The sequence below is a fragment of the Brevundimonas poindexterae genome (assembly GCF_020524625.1).
Lineage (GTDB): Bacteria > Pseudomonadota > Alphaproteobacteria > Caulobacterales > Caulobacteraceae > Brevundimonas > Brevundimonas poindexterae_A.
The window spans coordinates 724,245-745,275 of record NZ_JAIVLL010000002.1 but is presented as its reverse complement, the minus strand read 5'-3'; the positions used below and the strand labels follow the sequence as shown (position 1 = coordinate 745,275).

Genomic DNA, 21,031 nt, shown 5'->3' with positions numbered 1-21,031 from the left:
CCACCCTTAGCCGCCCCTCCGCCCGTCGTCGAGCGTCCGGAACCCTGGCATACCCGCGCTCGAAGAACAGAACATTGCAAGAACATAAAACCTGTGCTTGTGTGCGCTCGCGGGTTTCATGAGGGAGGGTTTCATGAAGAAGATTCAGGCGGGCCTGACGGCCCTGGGGCTGGTGGCCGGACTGGCGCTGGCGGGATGCGACAACGGCGCCTCGGCCGTCGAGACGCGGGAGCGGGCGGCGACAGAAGACGCCAAGCCTGTCGCCGTCGTCGATGCGGAAAGCTCAAAGGCGGCGGAGGGCACAAGCGAGGCCAAGCCGGCCCTGACCGCCAACCGGCGCGAGACGGTGGATGCCAAGGTCCAGCGGCTGTTCGAACGAAACGGTGCCGCCTTCGGCACGACCACGCCCGAGGCCTATCTGGCGGCGGTTACAGCCTTCACGACCCGGCCCCCGGCAGATGCCGAGACGGTGCGGCGCGCGAACGGCGACGTCCTGATCTATCAGGCCTCGACCAATACCTTTGCGGTGGTCGATTCCGACGGCGTGCCGCGGACCATGTTCAAGCCTGACGACGGGGCCGCCTACTGGGCCAAGGAGAAGGCCGCCGCGCCGACCTTTGGCCAGCGCCGGCGGTCGTCTTCGGAGAACTAGTCGACGGCTTCCGGCTCGGGCGTATCCAGCATCTCGCGGATCAGTTCGAGCGCCAGACGCTGGCGGCGGTTCGACAGCCGGGGCGCGAGACGGGCGATCTCGATGGTCTGGCGGGTCGAGGGGAAGTCATGCTCGTAGGCGGCCCCCTCCTCGGCCACGCCCGGTGCGCCTTCGGCCAGACCCTCGAAGAAGTAGCCGACGTCGACCTTGAAGAAGCGGGCGATGTCGAACAGCTTGGAGGCCGAGATGCGGTTCACGCCCTTCTCGTACTTCTGAATCTGCTGGAAGGTCAGGCCCAGGGCGCGGCCCAGATCGCTCTGGTTATAGCCCAGGCTGATACGCTTTTCGCAGACCCGACGTCCGACGTACCGGTCCACGGGGTGGGGACCGTCTTCGCCCTTGCCTCTCGCCATACTCAAAATTCCTGTTCAGAGATCCATCCGGCGGGTTCGCTAGGTCATGCGCCCGTCATGCCCGCCTGTCACCTTAAAACCGGGACAGATACGGGTTCGGAGCCCCTTATGGCGCATCCCATAAAGCGTGTCGCCTACGTCCGATTACGTACATAGTTCGGTTAACGACCGAGGCGGGAAACCAGCGGACGGAAACGGTCGGCGAGGGCCACCAGCAGGGCCGAAAGCGTCAGCAGCCAGAAGATCAGGTCCCCGACATGGCCGTACAGGGTGGGTGACAGCGCCGCCGGCAGCCGGGTGTCGATCACCCCGCTTTCGCCGGGATCCAGACGCGCCCCCTCGTCCACGCGGCCGAAGGGGTCAATGAGGGCGGATATGCCGGTCGGGGTGGCGCGCACCACTGGAAGGCCGGTCTCGATCGCGCGATAGGCCGCCAGATTGAGGTGCTGGACCGGGCCCGAGGTGCGCCCGAACCAGGCGTCGTTCGACACATTGGCGATCCACAGCGGCCGGTCGGCCCCTGCGCCCCGGGTGAAGCCCGGATAGAGGCTCTCGTAGCAGATCAGCGGCTGCAGATCGGGCAGTCCCTCCAGCTTCAGCGGGGCCGGCCGGGGGCCGGCACTGAAGTCGGCGCCCACATGGACCAGGCTGCGCAGGCCGATGCGGCTCATCAGCGGACCGGCCGGCAGGTATTCGCCGAACGGCACCAGGCGGTATTTGTCATAAAGGCCGGTGACCTCCAGCCCCTGCTCACCCCCTCGCCTGACGGCCAGCAGGCTGTTGTAGAAACGCGCCCCGACCTCGCTGGATGGGTCCGGCTCGGCCCGGCTCATCCCCATCAGCAGGACCTGACCAGGCTGGAGGACGGTGCGCAGGGCGGCCGCTTCCCAGCCGTCGGGCGCCAGCACGGCATTGGCCGTATTGGGCAGCGCCCCTTCGGGCCAGACGACCACGTCCGGCACATGGGCGCCGGGACGGCCCGTCAGATTGATGTAGCGCTCGACGATCGACCGGTAAGCCTCGGGCGTCCACTTCGATTGCTGGTCGACGTCGGCCTGGACGATGCGGACCACGGTCGGCGTCATCTCGACCCGGGCCCCGGCCAGACGGAACCCGCCCCAGACGTTGATCGCGAGGATCAGGGCCAGACCCAGCACGGCGGCGCCGGCCCGGGCCTTGCGATTGCCGGCGGCCAGCAGAGGCCCGACGGCGGCAAAGCCCGCCACGGTCAGCAGGCCCAGCCCGTAGACGCCGATCAGGGACGCGGCCTGCGAGCCCGCCGACCCGGCCTGCCAGCTGGCGCCGGCCGGGTTCCACGGAAAGCCCGTCAGCACATGGCCGCGCAGCCATTCCACCAACGCGAACAAGGCCGCAAAGGCCAGCACGCGCCGTACCCCCTCGATCCGGAGATGGCGGTAGGCCAGCAGGGCCAGACCCCAGAACAGGCCCATGCCCGAGGGTAGCAGGGCGGCGGCGAACGGGGCCATCCACGCCTGGTCCGGATTGACGAGAAAGGCTTCGGCCACCCACCAGCAGCCGATCATGAAATAGGCAAAGCCCGCCAGCCAGCCCATCCAGAAGGCCGAGCGACGGTTCGGCGACCCATCGGCCAGCACCAGCAGCAGGGCATAGCCGAACAGACCCGGCAGGATACCGAACGGCGGATGGGCCAGTGCCGCGCCGGCCCCGGCGATCAGGGCGAGCGCCAGCCGCAACAGGCGCATGCGTCCACCCAGGCGGGGACGGGGATCAGCGACCGGATCGGTCATGGGGCGGTGTCCACAATGGAACGATAGGGGTCATCAATGCCCAGTCCTGCAAGAAGCGTGCGCTCGCGCACCTCCATGGCCTCGGCCTCTGCATCGTCCTGATGGTCGTGGCCCAGCAGGTGGAGCAGACCGTGAATGACCAGATGGGACAGATGGTGGGCCAGCGGCTTGCCCTGCTCTTCGGCCTCGCGGGCGCAAACACCGAAGGCCAGGATGATGTCGCCCAGATAGGGATCGGCCTCCGGCTCTCCGGGCAGGGCGGCGGCCGGGAAGCTCAGCACATTGGTCGGGGCGTCGCGGTCGCGAAAGCGGGCATTCAGCTCGCGGACCGCGGCGTCCCCTTCCAGCAGGACCGTCGCGCGTTCGCCGCCGGCCGGAGGATCCGACCCGAGCACAGCCCCGGCTGCACCCCGGACCACCGCCTCGACGTCCGGCAGGGCCTCGCGCCAGGCCGGATCCTCGACCTGGATCTCGATCATGTATCGCCGCGCGCGCCGTCGGCGTCGTAGGCGCGCACGATCCGCTCGACCAGCGGGTGGCGGATGACGTCCTCGGCGGCGAATTCGACGATGCCCACGCCCTCGACCCCCTTCAGGATTTTCAGCGCGTGCGACAGGCCGGAATCGCGCGGATTCATCAGGTCGATCTGGGTCGGGTCGCCGGTCACCACCATGCGCGAGTTCTCGCCCAGGCGGGTCAGGACCATCTTCATCTGCATGCGCGAGGTGTTCTGGGCCTCGTCGACGATGACGAAGGCGTTCTTGAGCGTGCGGCCGCGCATGAAGGCGATGGGCGCCGTCTCGATTTCGCGCCGGTCGCGGTGGGCCTGGACCTGTTCGGGCCCCAGCACCTCGTTCAGCGCCTCCCAGATCGGGGCCAGATAGGGGTCGACCTTTTCGTTCAGGTCGCCCGGCAGGAATCCCAGTTTTTCGCCGGCATCCACGGCCGGGCGGGTGACCACCAGCCGGCTGACGCTCCGCGCCCGGAGCAGCGACGCCCCGTAGGCCGCAGCCAGAAAGGTCTTGCCCGTGCCCGCCGGACCCACGCCGAAGCTGAGCGCGCAATGGGTCATCATGTCGACGTAGCGGCTCTGGGCCAGACCCGTCGGGGTGATGGCGCCCTTCCGGCCAAAGGCCAGCACACCGCCGGTGGCGGCCGCGCCCCGCCGGTCCTGCCGCAGGATGGCGATGACCAAGTCGTCGGTGATCTCGACGCCCTGTTCGACCTTGGCCGACAGGCTCTCGATCATGCGGCGGGCATCGGCGCGATCCCGGGGCGAGCCGTGGATGCGGATGCCACCGCCCGGAGCGTCCAGATCGACGTCATAGGCGGACTCCATCCGGGCCAGATGGCGGCTGTTGGGGCCGACCACCTGACGCAGGACGCCGTCCTCGAGGGTGACGAATTCGCTGCCACGGGCCATCAGGCGGCCTGTTCCACAGCGCCGGTCAACCGCCCGGTCAGGCTGTTCTGCTGGCCCGAAGTGATCTCGACGGCCACGATCCGGCCGATCAGGTGCCGCGCATCCTCGACATGGACCGACTGAAGATAGGGCGAGCGGCCGATGGCCTGCTGGCCATGGCGGCCGGCCTTTTCAAACAGCACCGGCAGGGTGCGGCCGACCTGGGCGGCGTTGAAGGCCAGCTGCTGCTCGGTCAGCAGGGCCTGCAGGCGGTGCAGACGCTCGCGCGACACCTCGGCCGGGACCTGGGCGCCCATGGTGGCCGCCGGTGTGCCGGGTCGCGGCGAATACATGAAGGAGAAGGCCGAGGCGTAGTTCACCTCGCGGACCAGCTCGAGCGTCTGCTCGAAATCGGCCTCGGTCTCGCCGGGGAAGCCGACGATGAAGTCGCCGGACAGGGCCAGGTCGGGGCGCGCCTCCCGCAGGCGGGCGACCAGATCCAGATATTTGGCGCGGCCGTGCTTGCGGTTCATCAGACGCAGGATGCGGTCGGACCCGGACTGCACCGGCAGGTGCAGATAGGGCATCAGGGCGTCCAGCTCGCCATGGGCGGCGATCAGATCCTTGCCCATGTCATTGGGATGGCTGGTCGTATAGCGGATGCGGTCCAGCCCCGGGATGTCGGCCAGCGCGTACGCCAGCCGGGCCAGGGTCGACGGTTGGCCATCGGCACCCTCGCCGTCATAGGCGTTGACGTTCTGGCCCAGCAAGGTGATCTCGCGCACCCCCCGGTCCGCGAGCGCTCGGGCCTCGTCCAGAATGGCGGCCACGGGGCGCGACCATTCGGCGCCGCGCGTATAGGGCACCACACAGAAGGTACAGAATTTGTCGCAGCCTTCCTGCACCGTCAGGAAGGCCGTCACGCCCTGTACGCCGCGCGCCCTGGGCAGGGCATCGAACTTGTCGACCGGGGCGAAGTCGGCACCGATCCGCTCGCCGCGCGCGCGGGCCGTGCGGGTCAGCAGTTCGGGCAGCTGATGATAGGCCTGGGGCCCGACCACCAGATCGACCGCCGGCTGGCGACGCATGATCTCCTCGCCCTCGGCCTGGGCCACGCAGCCAGCCACGGCGATCGTCATGGCCCCGGCCTTTTCCTCCTTGAGCATCCGCAGCTTGCCCAGCTCGGAATAGACTTTTTCGGCGGCCTTCTCGCGGATGTGGCAGGTGTTGAGGATGACGAAGTCCGCGTCCTCGACCGTCGCGGTCGGCGCATAGCCCAGCGGGCGCAGCACATCGGCCATGCGCTCCGAGTCATAGACGTTCATCTGGCAGCCATAGGTCTTGATGAACAGGCGCTTGGTCGCACCGGCTCCAGCCTCGGGCAGGGTCTCGGTTTCAGTCATGGCTCGCTTATGGGGGCAGGAGGGGGCGCCCGCAAGGCAGGCCCGGCGTGCCGGTCGGCGGCCGGGGTCAGCTGTCGGCGCCGTCGCGCTGGTTCTGGCGCTTGTAGATCAGGCCGTCGCGGTCCGACGGCTCGGCGCCCGGGATGGGTTTGCCGTACAGTTCCAGCTTGTGGCCGATCAGGTCGAAGCCAAGCCGCTTGGCGATCTCGGTCTTCAGGCGCTCGATCTCGGCGTCATAGAATTCGATCACCTCGCCCGTCTTCGTATCGATCAGGTGGTCGTGGTGGTCGTCACCGGCCTCTTCATAGCGGCTGCGGCCGTCGCCGAAGTCGTGCTTTTCGACCACGCCGGCCTCTTCGAACAGGCGGACGGTGCGATAGACGGTGGCGATCGAGATGTGCGGATCGACGCCCGAGGCGCGGCGGTACAGCTCCTCAACGTCGGGGTGGTCTTCGGCAGCCGACAGCACCCGGGCGATCACGCGCCGCTGCTCCGTCATCCGCATGCCGCGCTCGGCACAGAGTTTCTCGATCCGGTCCATGCAGAAAGGATAGGGCCTTGATCCGCTCTAGGGAAGCACCTGGGCCAGGTCGAGCGTCAGAATAAGCGCATCGACGGCAGGGCCATCGGGGCGCGCATAGTAGGCCCGACGACGCCCGCCCTCGGTCATGCCCAGCGAACGATAGAGCGCCTGGGCCCCCGGATTGTCGGCGGCGACCTCCAGAAACACCTGCGAGACACCCCGCGTCCGGCAGGTGGCGAGGGCGGACTGCATCAGCGCCCTCCCCCGACCCTGACGCCGCGCTTCGGGCAGGACGGCGAGGGTCAGCACCTCGGCTTCGTCGTCCGCCTGTCGCATCAGGACGAAGCCGTCCGGCGCCGTTTCGGCCCAGACACCGTCCTGTGCCAGCAGCTCGGTGAGAGCCGTCGCACTCCACGCCGGGGAGATGGACCGCGCGTGGATGTCGGCCAGGGCGCGGGGGTCGACGGTCATGCCCGGTCCGGTCGGGGCTGACCCGGCAGGCGCGTGGGCGGGGTCGCATCCGGCGCCCGCAGATAGAGGGGTTCAAGCCCGGTTTCGGACGACGTATCCGAGAGAGCTGTGGCCAGATGCACGAGGGCAGCCGGGTCGGGCCCGTCCACGACATGGACCTCTGCCACGCCGCCTTCGACCAGCGCCGCGCCGCTGCCGATGGCGCGGGGGCGATGCGGGGCCAGCAAGGCCTCTGCATCGGCGAGACTCAGCGCCGTCGGCGGCTGGATCGGGGGCCCGGGCAGGCGCCCTTCAGGCCCGCCCCACAGGGCCAGATAGACCTGACCCCGCCGGGCATCCATGACCGCCGCGATGGGGGAGGCGCCATCCGGATCGGCGAGCACCGCCTGAACCGCGAGGGCCTCGAGCGAGGACAGGCCCAGCCCCGTGGCGCCGGTAGCCGCGGCCAGCCCCTGGGCAAAGGCAAGGCCGACACGCAGGCCGGTGAACGAGCCCGGGCCCCGGGTGGCCGCCACAGCCGAAAGCGCCGAGGCCTCCAGCCCGGCCTCCGCCAAAACGGTCTCGACCAGCACCGGCAGGCGCTCCTGATGACCGCGCGTCATGGGCTCGGAGCGCGAAGCGATGACCTGCCCCCCCTGCCCCAAGGCCACGGTGCACAGGCCCTGGGCTGTATCCAGAACCAGCACAGTCATGCGGCCTCGCTGCCGGTCAGGTCGAGGGTGCCGGGTTCCGGGCGAGGGCCTCGGCCAGAACCACCAGCGCCTGTCGGGCGCGCCGCTGCGGAATATGGCCGAACGCCTCGATCAGGCGCACGCCCGGGCTGGCCCTGCCGCCCGCAGCGGCTGGCGTGGCGTCCCCGGCCAGCGGCGTGGGGGCCCCGGCGGGAAAGAAGCTGCCCGGATCGGCGGCCAGGGCCACGGCGATCTGATGAAGGCGCGAGGCCGAAATGCGGTTGATGCCCGTCTCGTACTTCTGGATCTGCTGAAAGCTGACTCCGACCCGCTCGGCCAGTGCTGTCTGGGAGAGGCCGAGTGCCTGCCGGCGCGCTGCGATCCGCGCCCCGACCCACGCATCGACGGGCGTGCCCTCGCGACTGGTCTGTTGTCCCGGCTTGCGCACCCGTTCGCTCCAACGTCATCGTTTCACGATCATTGGAGCGCTTCATAGGCGCAGTTCGATTGAAATGCAAATGTTTCATGGTTCGTGACGCGCCGTGACGGTCGACAGGCGCGCCACTTCGGCGCGGGCGATGCGCCCCTGCTCGTCCAGACCCCCGGCCCCTCCGCGCAGATGCAGCCAGTCGCTGTCCGCGCCGTCGAACAGCCGCAGCCAGGTCTCGCCGCCGACGGTCTCGATCACACAGCCCTGCCCCCGTCGGGGCCAGCGGCCCGGATCGCAGACCAGAACCACGCCGCTCGACGCCCAGGGCCAGACCTCCTCGGTCTGGACATGAAACGTGAAGGTTTCTTCTTGCCCGCTCGGAGACATCTCGGCCCGATACGCTCGGTCCGGCGCCGACATTCCCTCGCTGCGGCCCGCCGGGTGGACGTCGGAGCCAGCCGCCGGCGCTTCAAGGGAAAGGGCCTCCGGCGTGGCGCCCAGAGCGGCCGTCAGGCGGGTCTGGATGTCGGGGCGGAACAGGCCGGCGCGCTTGCCGGACTCATAGAGGCCCCATCCCTGGCCGGTCATGCCGACCCGCTCGCCGGCCTCGGCCTGGCTCAGGCCGCTGGCCCGGCGCAGGCGGCCAAGCGCCTCGCCCAGTGCCGCCAGTTCGGCCTGCATGCGGGCCTTGACCTCGTCGGTTGATGCAGACAGTCGCATGCCCCCGTTTATCACGCGGCATCCGGCAGGCGACGAAAAAGTTGGATCGCCTAGAGGGTCTGTTCGACCCGGGTCACCTCGGGAATATAGTGGCGCATCATCTGCTCCACCCCCGCCTTGAGCGTCGCCGTCGAGGACGGACAGCCGGCGCAGGCGCCACGCATCCGGAGCGTCAGCAGGCCGGTTGCCTCGTCGAACGAGTCGAACAGGATGTCGCCGCCGTCCTGGGCCACCGCCGGCCGGATGCGGCTGTCGAGCAGGGCCTTGATCTCCTGCACCAGTTCGGTGTCGTCGGCCCCGTCTGACGCCTCGCCGGTGTCAGTGCCTTCACGGACAACCGGACGGCCGGACACGAAATGATCCATGATGGCGGCCAGGATCGGCGCCTTCATCTCGGACCAGTCAGGCCCCTCCGCACCGCGGGTCACCGCAATATGATCCGCGCCCAGCATCACACCGGCCACATTCTCAAGCTCGAACAGGGCCTCGGCGAGCGGCGAGGCGGCCGCCTCGTCGATCGAGCGGAACTCCCGCGTGCGATCGGGCGAGACGTCCCGTCCGGGCAGGAATTTCAGGGCCTGGGGGTTGGGCGTGGTTTCGGTCTGGATGAACATGCCGCTGACATGCGCCCCCTGCCCGACGCATTCAAGGGCCGGCTCAAGCGACGAGACGCCGCGCGTCGAGCGTCGGCGCTCCAACCCTCAGGCCAGGTCCTCGACTTCGCTTTCGCTGAGCTCACCCGGGACGATCGTCACGGGCAGTTTGCGCCCGCCCAGCGAGCCCTGCTTCAGCAGGGCGCTGATCAGCGGTCCCGGGCCCCGGTTGCCGCTGCCGGCGGCCAGGATCAGGATCTTGATGTCCGGATCGTCGTCGATGACCTTGCGGATGGCCCCGATCGGGTCGCCTTCCTCGATCAGGAACAGGGGCGGGGCGCCGGCCCGCTCGGTCGCCTCCTCGCCCAGCCGCATCAGCAGGGCCTCGGCTTCCTCACGCAGCTGGCGGTCGATCTCGTCGCGCACACCCGACCAGTGGGCATCCGATCCGTGGCCGATGACCCGCAGGAGCGCCAGCCGCCCGCCCGTGGAGCGCGCGCGCCGCGCTGCATAACGCAGGGCCGTCTCGAATTCGGGGCTGTCATCGACGACCACCAGGAACTTGCGCGGCATGCTCTCCCCTCCCCTGTCGGCCGACGGCGGGCCTCAGCCCGCCGAGGTGGCCACCTCGCGGATCGTCGCATTGGCAATGGTCAGCTTGGCGAACGTCCAGCCCTGACCCGACTGTTCGATCTCGTCAACCGAGGCACGCACGCCCTCGACGATCTCCAGCCGGTGGCCGATCCAGGCATCCACCGCCGCCTCGGCCGTGGCTTCGGTGCGGCCGACCTTGGGATCCGAAGCCTTGGCCACGGCGCGGGTCAGGATCATCTGCTCGGCCATGAAGTCCTGGATCAGACGGCGCACCGCCAGACGATCAAAATGGTCGACGGACGGCACCTGGCCGGCAGCGAACCGCAACCGGTCGAGGTCAAAGGCCGCCCCGACCTGGTGGTACAGCCGCGCCATCGACGGCGCGTCCCAGCCCGCTTCCTGGGCCAGATCGCCGATATCCGCCACGGCCACCTGCGGCCGCAGCAGGGCGATGTCGCGGGCCATGTCCTCGGCCACGCCCAGCGCCACGAAGCTGCGGATGCGGTCGTCCAGCCGTCCCTGTTCGAAGCGGGACAGGACTTCGCCTTCCTCGGCCCGCAAGGCGTCGGCCAGCGGGCGGTAGGTGTCGATCAGCGCACTGACGGTCATGCCGGGGCGCGCCGCGCGCTTGGCCAGCCAGAAGGTCAGGCGGCGCAGGACGGTCGCCACCTCGCGGTAGAGGGCGATCTGGGCCCCGGACGAAATCTTCAGATCGAGGGCCGAGATGGCGTCCCAGGCCTCGTCGAGACGGAAGATGCGACGGGCGGCTTCAAAGGCCAGCACCATCGGTCCGGCGCCGACCTCGGCGCTGCGCTTCAGCCGCTCGGGGAAGGTCGCCCCCGCCATATTGACGATCTCGTTGCTGAGCACGGTCGCGATGATCTCGCGACGCAGCCGGTGCGACTGCATTTCCTCGCCAAAGCGCTCGAGCGGCTCGGGGAAATAGCGGCTCAGGGTCTCGCGGAAGAAGGGATCGTCCGGCGCGGTCGAGGCCACGATCTCGTCGAACAGCTCGATCTTGGAATAGGCGGTGAGCACCGCCAGTTCGGGCCGGGTCAGGGCCTGACCAATGGCCTTCATCTCTGACAGGCGAACATCGTCCGGCAGGCCCTCGACCCGCCGGTCCAGACGCCCGCGCGTGCCCAGCAGCTGCATGAACCGCTGCTGGGCGTCGAGCGCGCCGGCCCCTTCGTCGGCCTGGAGGGTCAGGGCGAGGGTCTGGTCATAGTTGTGCGCCAGAACCTTTTCGCCGACCTCTTCGGTCATCTCGGCCAGCAGGGGATTGCGGTCGTCGGGCTTGAGCGCGCCCGACTGGATGGCCGAACCCACGAGGATCTTGATGTTGACCTCATGGTCCGAGGTATCGACGCCGGCCGAATTATCGATGGCGTCCGTATTGATGCGGCCACCGCCCTCGTCGCGGCCCTTGAGGGCAAAGGCGATGCGGGCGGCCTGGGTCAGGCCCAGATTGGCGCCTTCGCCCACCACCTTGACCCGCAGGTCCTCGGCATTGACGCGCAGCGGGTCATTGGTCTTGTCACCCACCTGGGCGTCGGTCTCGTGGACCGACTTCACATAGGTGCCGATGCCCCCGAGATAGAGCAGCTCGGCGGGCGCCTTGAGGATGGCGCGGATCAGGCTCTGCGGATCCAGGGCCTCGTCCTCGATGTCCAGCATGGCGCGGACCTCGGGTGTCAGCGGGATCGACTTTTCGCCGCGCGAGAAGACGCCGCCGCCCTTCGAGATCTTTTTGGCGTCATAGTCCTGCCAGGACGAACGGGGCAGGTCGAACAGCCGCTTGCGCTCGGCCCAGCTGGTCGCCGGATCGGGATCGGGGTCGAGGAAGATGTCGCGGTGGTCGAAGGCGGCCAGCAGGCGCGTCTGGTTCGACAGCAGCATGCCGTTACCGAACACATCGCCCGACATGTCGCCCACGCCGACGGCCGTGAAGGGCTCAGTCTGGATGTCCCGGCCCATCTCGCGGAAGTGGCGCTTGACCGCTTCCCAGGCGCCGCGCGCCGTGATGCCCATGGCCTTGTGGTCATAGCCGACCGATCCGCCCGAGGCGAAGGCGTCACCCAGCCAGAAGCCGTAGTCGGCCGAGACACCATTGGCGATGTCCGAGAAGGTGGCTGTGCCCTTGTCGGCGGCCACGACCAGATAGGGATCGTCGCCTTCCCAGCGCACGATGCGATCCGGCGTCACCACCGAGCCGTCGGCGGCGATGTTGTCGGTGATGTCGAGCATGCCTGACAGGAAGGTCTTGTAGGCACGAATGGCTTCGGCCTGCTGGGCGTCGCGGTCGCCGCCGGCGCGCACGATCTGGGGCAGGTTCTTGGGATAGAAGCAGCCCTTCGACCCCACGGGCACGATCACCGCGTTCTTGACCTGCTGGGCCTTCACCAAACCAAGCACCTCGGTGCGGAAATCCTCGCGCCGGTCCGACCAGCGCAGGCCGCCGCGCGCCACCGGCCCGAAACGCAGGTGGACACCCTCGATATGCGGCGCCCAGACGAAGATTTCCCGATAGGGCTTGGGCAGTGGCAGGTCGTCGAGTTCGCGCGAGGCAATCTTGATCGAGATGTGCGGCTGCGGCCGGCCCTGATCGTCGCGGATGTAATAGTTGGTGCGCATGGTGGCGCGCACCAGATGGGTCAGACGGCGCAGGGCGCGGTCGTGATCGAGGCTCTTGACCGCCTGCAGCTGCTGGTCGAGGCGGGCGTTCAGCTCCGAGACCTTGTCGAACCGGCCGTCCCCTTCGGCGGCATCCGGGTCGAATTTCAGCCGGAACAGGTCCAGCAGGCCACGCGCCACGTCGGGATAGAGGTAGAGGGCCTCTTCCTGCACCGACTGGCTGGGATCCATGCCGGTCTGCTGGCGATAGCGGCACAGGGTGCGGATCAGGGCGGCCTCGCGCCAGCCGATGCCCAGCTCGATGACCAGACGGTTCAGGCCGTCGCTCTCGGTGTGTCCTGACCAGACAGCCGAGACCGCGGCCTCGAAGGGCCCCTTCACATCGGCAAAGCTGAGCTTTTCGCCGCGCGGGTCTTCCAGCAGGAACTCGTGGATGTGGATCGGCACATCGCCCTGCGGACGAATGGTGTGGCCCCATTCCTCGAGCGTCTTCAGGCCCATGTCCGCCAGCACCGGCAGCACGTCCGACAGCGGCACCGCATCGCCGCGGTGGTAGAGCTTGAAGCGGAACTGGAGCGGCGTGTCCTCGTCGGTGCGGAAGGCGCGCACCGCGATCGGCTCGCCCCCGTCGCGCTCGCCGGTGCTGTTCAGCTGGTCAAACTGTTCCAGGTCGATGACCGCCTCGGCCGCCGAATAGCGGTCGCGATAGGCGGTGCCGAAGGCCTCGGTCCAGCGGGTGCTGAGGGGCCCCACGGCCACGTCGTCGACGCCCGCCGCCCGAAGCGCCGCCTCGAACCGCTCGGGCCAGCCGCGACCGGCTTCGGTGACCTCGGCTTCCAGCGCCTGGGCATCGGGCACCGGGTGATCGCCGGGCGTGACCCCGATGATGTAGTGGATGCGCACCAGCGGCGCGTCGGACAGCTGCGGATACCAAGCCGAAAGCCGCCCGCCCCAGGCCCGGGCCAAAATCCGGCCGATCTGTTCGCGCAGCGAGGCGTGGAAGCGCTCGCGCGGGATGAAGGCGAGGATGGAGACGAACCGGTCGAACGGGTCGTTCCGCGTGAACAGGCGGATGCGGGGCCGGTCGTACAGGTGCAGGATGCCGAGCGCGATGGACAGCAGCTCGTCCTCGGTCACCTGGAACAGCTCGTCGCGCGGATAATTCTCGAGGATGTTCTTCAGCCGCTTGTGGCTGTGGCCGCTGCCGGCCTTGCCGGCCCGTTCCAGCGCCCGCTCAACCTTGCGACGGATCAGCGGCACCTGGGAGGCGACACGGTCATAGGCCTCGGCCGTGAACAGGCCGACGAAGCGGGTCTCGCCCGAGGGCCGCCCGTCGGGGCCGAACCGCTTGACGCCGATATAGTCCATATAGGCGCGGCGGTGGACGCGGGACCGGGCATTGGCCTTGGCCACGGTGACCGGATCCGACAGGTCGAGCTGGCGCTTCATCTGGCGGGTCAGGACCGCCGGCTCATTGGCGCGGCGCAACACGGTGCGCTCGGGATCGCGCAGGACGCCCAGACCCTCGCCCGACTGCGACAGGGGCGCTTCGGCCTCATAGCCGCCGTCCGCCGAGCGCGGATAGTCATAGTCGCGGGCGCCGAGGAAGACGAAATGGTCGTCATTCAGCCAGTTGAGGAAGGCCACTGTCTCGGCCACCACGGCCGGGTCGACCCCGGCGGGATGGGCTTCCAGATGGGCGACCGAGCGGGCCATGAGGGCGCGCATGGCCTTGTGGTCCGCGGTCGCCGCCGCCACGTCGGTCAGGGTGGTGGACAGGCCCTCGCCCAGACTGTCGCGGCGCTCCTGCGGCAGGGGGTCCATGACGACGATGATGACGGATTCCCGCGTCTGGCCGTCGCCGGCCTTGCGGTGGCCGTCGCCGTCCCGGGTGACGTCGGCGATCGGGTGGAACATGGCGCGCACCGAGACGCCGGTCTCGGCCAGTTCGCCCATGACGCTGTCGACCAGGAAGGGGCGGTCGTCCTGAACGATCAGGATGCGATCAAAGCCCGTGGTCCGGCCACCCGCGCCATGCAGGGGGCCGACCTGGATGCGGGCGGGCTCGCCGGCCTTGCGCTCGGCAGCCGTCGTCCAGGCCTCGGCCAGAAGGGCGCCCAGATCCTCAAGGTCGATGTCGGGAGTCTCGTCGGCATCGTAGTCTTCCAGCGCCTCGGCCAGAAAGGCCTTCACAAGGGCGTCGACTGTCTCCCCCGTGGCCTTTTCGAACCCTGCGCACAGGACCTCCAGCGAGGCGTTAGCGGAGGAGGAAGACGGGGATGCGACGTCGCGGGACATGCGGATGGGGTCTCTTCGGCGCGGCTCTTCACCGCCGGTGTGACCCTGATGACTAGATCGGCGCGCGACAAAGGGAAAGCCCTGTGACCATCCCCTCGCCCGCCGCGTCACCAGAGAGATGAAACAGCGTTGAAACAGAAGGGGCCGGACCGGCTTTCACCGGTCCGGCCCCCTGTCGGTCATCGACCAGGCAGGTCCTAGAAGCGGACGTTCATGCCCAGACGGAAGCCGTGGTAGTCGAAATCACCGTTGCTGCGGGCGATGTCGGTCCCGGCCGTGTTCGGCGGCAGGATAAAGGGGTTGGTCGGGCCGGCCGTGCCTGGTCCCGCACGCACCACATAGTCCCCGGCCTCGAGGCTGGTGTAGAGATATTCCCCCACCAGCGTCAGATTGGGGGCCAGCTTCCATTCCATGCCGGCGCCGTACTGGTAGCCGTCGGCGTCGTCCTCATTGGTCTGCTCGGTGAAGCTGTTGGCACCATTGGTGGTCTGGAACCGGTTGTTCACCTTGCCATAGGCCACGCCGCCCGTGCCGTAGAACAGGACCGGACCGGCCGCATAGCCGATGCGGGCCCGCAGGGCGGCGGTGTGCTCCAGATCGCGCACCATGGTGTAGGAGGCCGGCGTGGTGCTGAACGAGGTCACGCTGTCCTTGGCGTCGACGGCCGAAACTTCGCCGACGGCGCCGACAACCCAGTTGCCGAACTGCATGTCGTATCCGAGGCGCACGCCGCCTTCGACGCCGCCGTCGTCCTTGGTGCAGCGGGCGCCCGGGGTCGAACCATTGGCGGTGTCAGGGCAGGAGCCCGGGCTGAAGGCGCTGTTGGTGGTGCCGTTCAGCACGACGGTGTCGTCAAATTCACCATCGAAATCGCGGTCGAAAACCAGGCTTTCGTTCGCGTCATCCTGACCTTCCAGGTAGCCGCCGTAGACGCCGATGTAGGGGCCGCTCCAGTCGGAGGTGGATTGGGCCAGGGCGGGGGTGGCGAGGCCGGCGGCCATAACGGTGGCCAGGGCGATCCCGGTGTAGAGGGAAGTCTTCATCCCGTTCAATCCTCTTGATTTGCCGGGCGTCTCCACCCGGGCTCTGTTCCGATTACCCCTCCGGGCCAGACAACGGCGCCCTCTGCCGGTCGTTCCCGACCCGCGCCTCTGCGGGGCGCACTGTGGCAAGAAGGACGCACAACGACTAAGGCCGCCGGGCTTTCGCCCGGCGGCCTCTGTCTGGACGAGCCCGGGAGGGGGAGGGGTCGTCCGCAATCGCCGCAGCCTTGGGGGAGGGGGAGGGGGCCGCGGCGGTGAACGACAGGTGGTCACCCGCCCCCCGTCCTTCAAGCGGTCAGTCTGACGATTTGGACGCGTCCGAGTGCGGCGCGTTGACGCGGGGGGAAGGACGCCGCCCGCTGCTCTCGTCGTCGTCCGGATAGGGCTCGCCGTCGCCCGACATCAGGATGGCGATCCAGCGGCTGCCCTTGAACTCGGCCAGGATGGCCATGGCCAGCACGGCCAGTGGGGTCGACAGGAACATGCCGATCACCCCCCACAGCTTGCCCCACAGGGCCAGCGACAGCAGCACCACCACCGGGTCGATGTTCTGGTTGTCGCCCTGCATGCGTGGCTGGATCCAGTTGCCGACGATGAACAGGACGGCCTGCAGACCGATCAGCAGGATCAGCGCCGGCCAGTAGGTCGGGAACTGCACCAGGGCGAACAACGGGGGTGCCAGACCGGCCACCGCCCCGCCGAGGATCGGGATGAAGCCGACCACGAAGATGACGAAGGTCCAGAACTCGGCATTCTGCAGGCCGACGGCGCGCATCAGCACCCAGGCCACGGCACAGATCATGATGCCCGTGACGGCTTGCACCCACAGATACCCCTCGACGCCCGATCGAATGCGCTGGAAGACGGCCCGGGCCTCCTGCCGCGTTTCCCGAACCGGGAACATGCCGACGATCTTGCGCTGGAAGCCCGCCTGGGCCGCAATCAGGAAGCCCAGATAGACCAGCACGAAAAAGGCGCCGCTGGCGACGTTCTGGACCTGCAGGGCGACGTCGGCGACATAGCTGCGAAGGTCGATGTCGCCGATCAGATCCATGGCCGTCGGCGGGCTGTCGACGCCGAACAGGGCAGCAAGGTCGTGGATGACCTGATCGATGCGGGGACCGATGCGGGTCGAGACGCCCGAGGCCTCACCGAAGAAGCCCGTCGCCCCGTTTACGATGATGGCGATCGAGGCAAAGAAGCCCAGGACCACGAGCACGAGGGCCGCCACGCCGGCCATCCGGTCGCTCAGCACCGTATTGTCGGCCACGAACCGCTTGATGCCGTCGATCATGATCAGCAGGAAGATGGCCATGGCCAGCGGCGTCAGAATATCCCGCAGCCAGTAGAGCGCCGCGCCCCCCGCGACCGCGGCCAGCAGCACCAGCGCATTGCGCGAAACGGTCGAGGTCGGCACAGCCATGGCGGTCTTCATGAGGCGGTTGTCCGGGTTCCCGGCGTTCCCGTCAATCGCGGTCTGGTCTATGTCTTGTGACGGACATTGGCGGGGTCAGGCATGAGCGACACGAACGGACTGTTTCTGGGCTGGACGGAGGACGATGGCGACAGCCATCCCCGCTATCTGCGGTTCGACCGGGCCAATCGCCACGGCGTGGTGGCCGGCGCGACCGGCACCGGAAAGACCGTCACCCTCCAGATCCTGGCCCAGGGCTTCTCCGACGCCGGCGTCCCGGTGTTTTGCGCCGATGTGAAGGGGGACCTGTCCGGCATCGCCGTCGCCGGCACGCCCAATGAAAAGCTCGTCGCCCGCGCCGAGGGCATGCAGCTGACCCTGACGCCGCGCGCCGCGCCCACCGTCTTCTGGGACCTGTACGGCGAAAGGGGTCATCCGGTCCGCACCACCGTCAGCGAGATCGGGCCGGTCCTGATGGCGCGCATGCTGGGCCTGAACGAGGTGCAGGAAGGGGTCCTGTCGGTCGTCTTCCACGTCGCCGACACCGAAGGGCTGCTGCTGCTGGATCTCGACGACCTGCGGGCCCTGCTGGTCCATGTGGGCGAGAATGCCGAACGGATCGGACGCGAGGTCGGCCATGTGGCGCCCGCCTCGATCGCCGCCATCCAGCGCGCCCTGCTGCAGCTGGAACAGGAGGGCGGCAAGGCCTTCTTCGGCGAACCCGCGCTCCGGCTCGAGGATCTGGTGCGCACGGGTCTGGACGGCCGGGGTCAGGTCAATGTGCTGGACGCCACCCGGCTGATGAACAGCCCGAAACTGTATGCCGCCTTTCTGTTGTGGCTGCTGTCAGAGCTGTTCGAGCAGCTGCCCGAGATTGGCGACCCGGACAAACCCCGGCTGGTGTTCTTCTTCGACGAGGCCCACCTGCTGTTCGACGACACGCCGAAAGCCCTGGTCGACAAGGTCGAACAGGTGGTGCGCCTGATCCGGTCCAAGGGGGTCGGCGTCTATTTCGTCACCCAGAACCCGGCCGACATCCCCGACAGTGTGCTGGGTCAGCTGGGCAACCGCATTCAGCATGCGCTCAGGGCCTACACCCCCTCGGAACAGAAGGGGCTGAGGGCGACGTCCGACAGCTTCCGGCCCAATCCGGCGTTCGATACGGCCGAGGCCATTCCGGCGCTGGGCGTCGGCGAGGCCGTGGTCTCGACCCTTGATGAAAAGGGCGCTCCCTCGATGGTGGCCCGCACGAAGATCCGTCCGCCAGACAGCCGGCTGGGCCCCGCGACCGACGCCGAGCGCGCCGCCATCATGGCCACAAGCCCGGTGCGCGGCGTCTATGACACTCCGGTCGATCGGGAGTCGGCCCATGAAATCCTGACCGCGCGCCATGCCGAGGCGGATCAGGCCGAAGCCGAGGCAAAAGCCGCAGCCGAGAAGGCAAAGGCCGATGCGCTGGCAGCGAAGGAGGCCGAAAAGGCCCGGGTCGCCCGCGAAAAGGAACAGGCCCGACTGGAGCGGGAGGCGGATCGCCGCGCCCGCGCCCGTGCCCCGGCCCGGCGCTCGACCCGCGAAACGCCGCTGGAGGCCGCGACCAAATCCGTCCTGCGCACCGCCGGCTCAACCCTCACCCGCGAAATCCTGCGTGGCGTCCTCGGCGGAATGCGGCGGCGGTGATTGAGGAGCCGCCGACCTACTGGCTGGCCGCTTGGCCCCTTGTCTGGTTCGGAGGGTGGATGGCGGTCTCCATTGTCCTTCGAAAGGCGCGCCGAAAGCCGATCTTTCCCCGATTGCCGCGAGACGCGGTCTACGCACAGCGGGCCGGCTCGGGTTGGGATGACCGCCATTTCCTGGGGCGGATAGGGGGCGCCAGGCGGGTCCTGCTTGTGGCCGTCACAGAGGAAGAACTCATTGTGTGCCTGGACTTCCCGGCCAATCTCTTCGTTCCGCCGTGGTCGGCCGGTATGGAGTTCCGGACCCCTCTGAGGGGCATTCACAAGGTCTATGAACGGCGCTGGATCCGGAACCCGGCTGTGATCGTCGAACTAATCGATGGTCGACGGTTCGGACTGGCTCTGCGCCAGCCGGAAGCGTTCAGGCGGGCCCTGAGGCACACCTAGGGTCGCGGCACCAGCCGCCACATCCTGAGAGGGTGCCGGACCGCCCCGGCTTCAGCGCCGGCCGCGTCCCCCCGGCCCACATAGAGGTCGGCGCGGACCGGGCCGCGGATGGCCGAGCCGGTATCGAGCGCCATGACCAGTCCGCGATAGCTGGCGCGGGCACCCCGCAGGTTGCCGCCATCGGCCTCGATCCAGACAGGCTCGCCATAGGTCCAGAAGGCCGGGTCCACGGCGATGGCGCGTCGGGCGGGCAGGGGAATACCGGCCGCCCCCGCCGGATGGCCACCGTCGTCGGGGTCGAGGCGGAAGAAGATGTAGCGGGGGTTGAGCGCCATGACGGCCCGGGCTTCCGGGCCCCGGTGGGCAGCCAGCCAGCCCCGGATGGCGTCGCCCGAGGTGCCATTGGCGGGCAGCAGGCCCTGTTCGGCCATCGGCCGGGCGATGCCGACGAAGGGATGGCCGTTGTCGGCCGCATAGGCGGCGCGGACGCGGCTGCCGTCGGCAAAGGTCAGATAGCCAGAGCCCTGGATCTGCAGGAAGAACAGGTCCTCGGCCCGCATCCAGCCCAGGATCTCGTAGGCTGAAGCGTTGGCCTCGATGGTGGCCCGGTCAGCCAGACGGTCGCCGCGCTGCCAGCCCGCCGGCCGGGCCAGAACGGGCGCATCATGATCGGCATCCGGCTGGCGACGGGCCTCATACTCCGGCGCGAAATAGCTGGTCAGCAGGGCGCGGGACGGCTCGGGGGCCGCGACCTCAACGGCCAGAAAATGCGCTTCGAGGAAGGCGCGAGCGTCGCTGGGGCTGGGGCGGCCCGCGACCATGGACCGGGCCTGCGCGCAGACGGCCTGGCTGCCCGCCGCGCGGTCGGCGGAACAGCCTGTGGCATAGGCGGTGAGGGCCGTCAGGTGATCTTCGTCACCCCAGCCGGGCAGCTGCGACAGCGATACGGCGGAGGCCGGAACGGGCGGGGGGGTCACCGGGCCGGGCGTCACCACCGGCGGCGGCGTGACAGGCTCTGTCGGCTGTGAGGGACCGGGCGTGGAGGCACAGGCGGACAGGGCGCCCAGCGCCCCGATCAGGGCGATGACCCGCATCCGCCCCAAGGCCGTCCCGATCATGCGCTGGCCGGTTCCACCCGCGACAGCACCCAGTTGGGGTCGCTGGCGTTCAGCGGGCGCTCAAAGGTCCAGACCTCGGCCGTGCGGCGTTCCTCGATGCGGGGCTCCTCGCCCTTGCCGTCCTCGATCGTCTGTTTCAGCTCCGACAGGAACCGCACCTTGGCGATGGCCCGGTCGCCCTGGGCCGTGGCCAGTTCCAGATCGGCGCGCGGCGGATGGGGAAACTCCACCTTCTCCTGAACGCCGCGTGTCTCGCGCTCGGCCATGCCGGCCTCGAACGAGGCCATGACCACCGGCGTCAGCAGGGGTTTCAGCGCCTCGCGGTCGCCCTCGGCATAGCCGCGGACGATGGTCTCGTGGGCCTGTCGCGCGCCATCGAGGAAGCGGTGCGGGTCGAACCCGGGGTCGCGGGCCTTCAGACCAGCGATGGCCGCGAGCGTCGTTGCGTCCAGCGGTGTGCCGTTGGCGGTCGTGGCCGGCCCGCCCTCGGCGCCCTCCTTGCCGGCCGCGCCGCCGGGCTGGGCGCGGGCATCCTCTTCCGGCTGACGGCCGACCTTCTTGCCCAGCACATTATAGAGCTGGAACAGCACCACGGCCGCGATCACGGCAAACAGGATGATCTGGAATTGAGGATTCACGTCGGGTCCGGGTCTGGCGGCGCCGAAACGCGGCGCTGGGCCCTGAGGATTAGGGATTGCCGGGTCCCCATGCAAGGCGGCACCCGGGGTGCGCGACATTGCCGCCCCGCCCCCGTCATGCTAGT

Annotated in this window: 19 protein-coding genes; 2 read left to right on the top strand and 17 right to left on the bottom strand. The window is 68.8% G+C overall.

The window, feature by feature from the left end:
- Positions 1-133: 133 nt before the first annotated feature.
- Positions 134-652, top strand: a complete 519-nt coding sequence (locus tag LC068_RS10025; protein ID WP_226636816.1) for an S-type pyocin family protein — start codon at positions 134-136, stop codon at positions 650-652.
- Here LC068_RS10025 and LC068_RS10020 read toward each other — a convergent pair.
- The 15 genes from LC068_RS10020 to LC068_RS09950 form a co-directional block, all read right to left on the bottom strand.
- Complete coding sequence (locus tag LC068_RS10020) at positions 649-1,065, bottom strand: helix-turn-helix domain-containing protein (RefSeq protein WP_226636814.1); 417 nt, start codon at positions 1,063-1,065, stop codon at positions 649-651. The two genes, LC068_RS10025 and LC068_RS10020, sit on opposite strands and share 4 nt — an antisense overlap.
- A gap of 161 nt (positions 1,066-1,226) precedes the next feature.
- Entirely contained in the window at positions 1,227-2,834 is a 1,608-nt protein-coding gene (gene lnt / locus LC068_RS10015) for an apolipoprotein N-acyltransferase (RefSeq protein ID WP_226636812.1), read from the bottom strand.
- A complete protein-coding gene (gene ybeY, locus LC068_RS10010) occupies positions 2,831-3,313 on the bottom strand; it encodes an rRNA maturation RNase YbeY (RefSeq protein ID WP_226636809.1) in 483 nt (160 codons plus the stop codon). Before ybeY ends, lnt begins: the two co-directional genes overlap by 4 nt.
- On the bottom strand, positions 3,310-4,257 hold the full coding sequence (locus LC068_RS10005) for a PhoH family protein (protein ID WP_209118782.1): 948 nt from the start codon (positions 4,255-4,257) through the stop codon (positions 3,310-3,312). Before LC068_RS10005 ends, ybeY begins: the two co-directional genes overlap by 4 nt.
- Complete coding sequence (miaB, locus tag LC068_RS10000; RefSeq protein ID WP_226636808.1) at positions 4,257-5,639, bottom strand: tRNA (N6-isopentenyl adenosine(37)-C2)-methylthiotransferase MiaB; 1,383 nt, start codon at positions 5,637-5,639, stop codon at positions 4,257-4,259. Before miaB ends, LC068_RS10005 begins: the two co-directional genes overlap by 1 nt.
- Positions 5,640-5,706: 67 nt before the next feature.
- Positions 5,707-6,180 (bottom strand): Fur family transcriptional regulator, encoded by a 474-nt coding sequence (locus LC068_RS09995; RefSeq protein ID WP_226636807.1) that lies wholly within the window; start codon positions 6,178-6,180, stop codon positions 5,707-5,709.
- A gap of 27 nt (positions 6,181-6,207) precedes the next feature.
- Positions 6,208-6,633 (bottom strand): GNAT family N-acetyltransferase, encoded by a 426-nt coding sequence (locus LC068_RS09990; protein ID WP_226636806.1) that lies wholly within the window; start codon positions 6,631-6,633, stop codon positions 6,208-6,210.
- A complete protein-coding gene (tsaB, locus tag LC068_RS09985; RefSeq protein ID WP_226636805.1) occupies positions 6,630-7,325 on the bottom strand; it encodes a tRNA (adenosine(37)-N6)-threonylcarbamoyltransferase complex dimerization subunit type 1 TsaB in 696 nt (231 codons plus the stop codon). The genes LC068_RS09990 and tsaB overlap by 4 nt, the downstream gene beginning before the upstream one ends.
- Before the next feature lie 16 nt (positions 7,326-7,341).
- Positions 7,342-7,752, bottom strand: coding sequence for a helix-turn-helix domain-containing protein (locus LC068_RS09980; RefSeq protein ID WP_226636804.1), 411 nt, complete (start codon positions 7,750-7,752; stop codon positions 7,342-7,344).
- Positions 7,753-7,827: 75 nt separating this feature from the next.
- Positions 7,828-8,454, bottom strand: coding sequence for a helix-turn-helix domain-containing protein (locus LC068_RS09975; protein ID WP_226636803.1), 627 nt, complete (start codon positions 8,452-8,454; stop codon positions 7,828-7,830).
- Between the two features lie 50 nt (positions 8,455-8,504).
- Positions 8,505-9,068 (bottom strand): NifU family protein, encoded by a 564-nt coding sequence (locus LC068_RS09970; RefSeq protein WP_226636801.1) that lies wholly within the window; start codon positions 9,066-9,068, stop codon positions 8,505-8,507.
- Positions 9,069-9,155: 87 nt separating this feature from the next.
- Positions 9,156-9,620, bottom strand: a complete 465-nt coding sequence (locus tag LC068_RS09965) for a universal stress protein (protein WP_226636799.1) — start codon at positions 9,618-9,620, stop codon at positions 9,156-9,158.
- A gap of 33 nt (positions 9,621-9,653) precedes the next feature.
- Positions 9,654-14,573 carry an NAD-glutamate dehydrogenase gene (locus LC068_RS09960; RefSeq protein WP_226636796.1) on the bottom strand — a complete coding sequence of 1,640 codons (4,920 nt, stop codon included), beginning with the start codon at positions 14,571-14,573 and terminating at the stop codon, positions 9,654-9,656.
- A gap of 197 nt (positions 14,574-14,770) precedes the next feature.
- Positions 14,771-15,616 (bottom strand): outer membrane protein, encoded by an 846-nt coding sequence (locus LC068_RS09955; protein ID WP_226636794.1) that lies wholly within the window; start codon positions 15,614-15,616, stop codon positions 14,771-14,773.
- Positions 15,617-15,911: 295 nt separating this feature from the next.
- Positions 15,912-17,051 (bottom strand): AI-2E family transporter, encoded by a 1,140-nt coding sequence (locus LC068_RS09950; RefSeq protein WP_226636791.1) that lies wholly within the window; start codon positions 17,049-17,051, stop codon positions 15,912-15,914.
- 81 nt (positions 17,052-17,132) lie between these two features.
- Here LC068_RS09950 and LC068_RS09945 point away from each other — a divergent pair, with 81 nt between their 5' ends.
- Entirely contained in the window at positions 17,133-18,707 is a 1,575-nt protein-coding gene (locus LC068_RS09945) for a helicase HerA-like domain-containing protein (protein ID WP_226636789.1), read from the top strand.
- A gap of 439 nt (positions 18,708-19,146) precedes the next feature.
- Here the strand turns inward: LC068_RS09945 and LC068_RS09940 are convergent, their stop codons facing one another.
- Positions 19,147-20,268 carry an MltA domain-containing protein gene (locus LC068_RS09940; protein WP_226636787.1) on the bottom strand — a complete coding sequence of 374 codons (1,122 nt, stop codon included), beginning with the start codon at positions 20,266-20,268 and terminating at the stop codon, positions 19,147-19,149.
- Positions 20,265-20,906: a TIM44-related membrane protein TimA gene (gene timA / locus LC068_RS09935; protein ID WP_226636784.1), complete on the bottom strand. Its 642-nt coding sequence runs from the start codon at positions 20,904-20,906 to the stop codon at positions 20,265-20,267. The genes LC068_RS09940 and timA overlap by 4 nt, the downstream gene beginning before the upstream one ends.
- Positions 20,907-21,031: the final 125 nt, after the last annotated feature.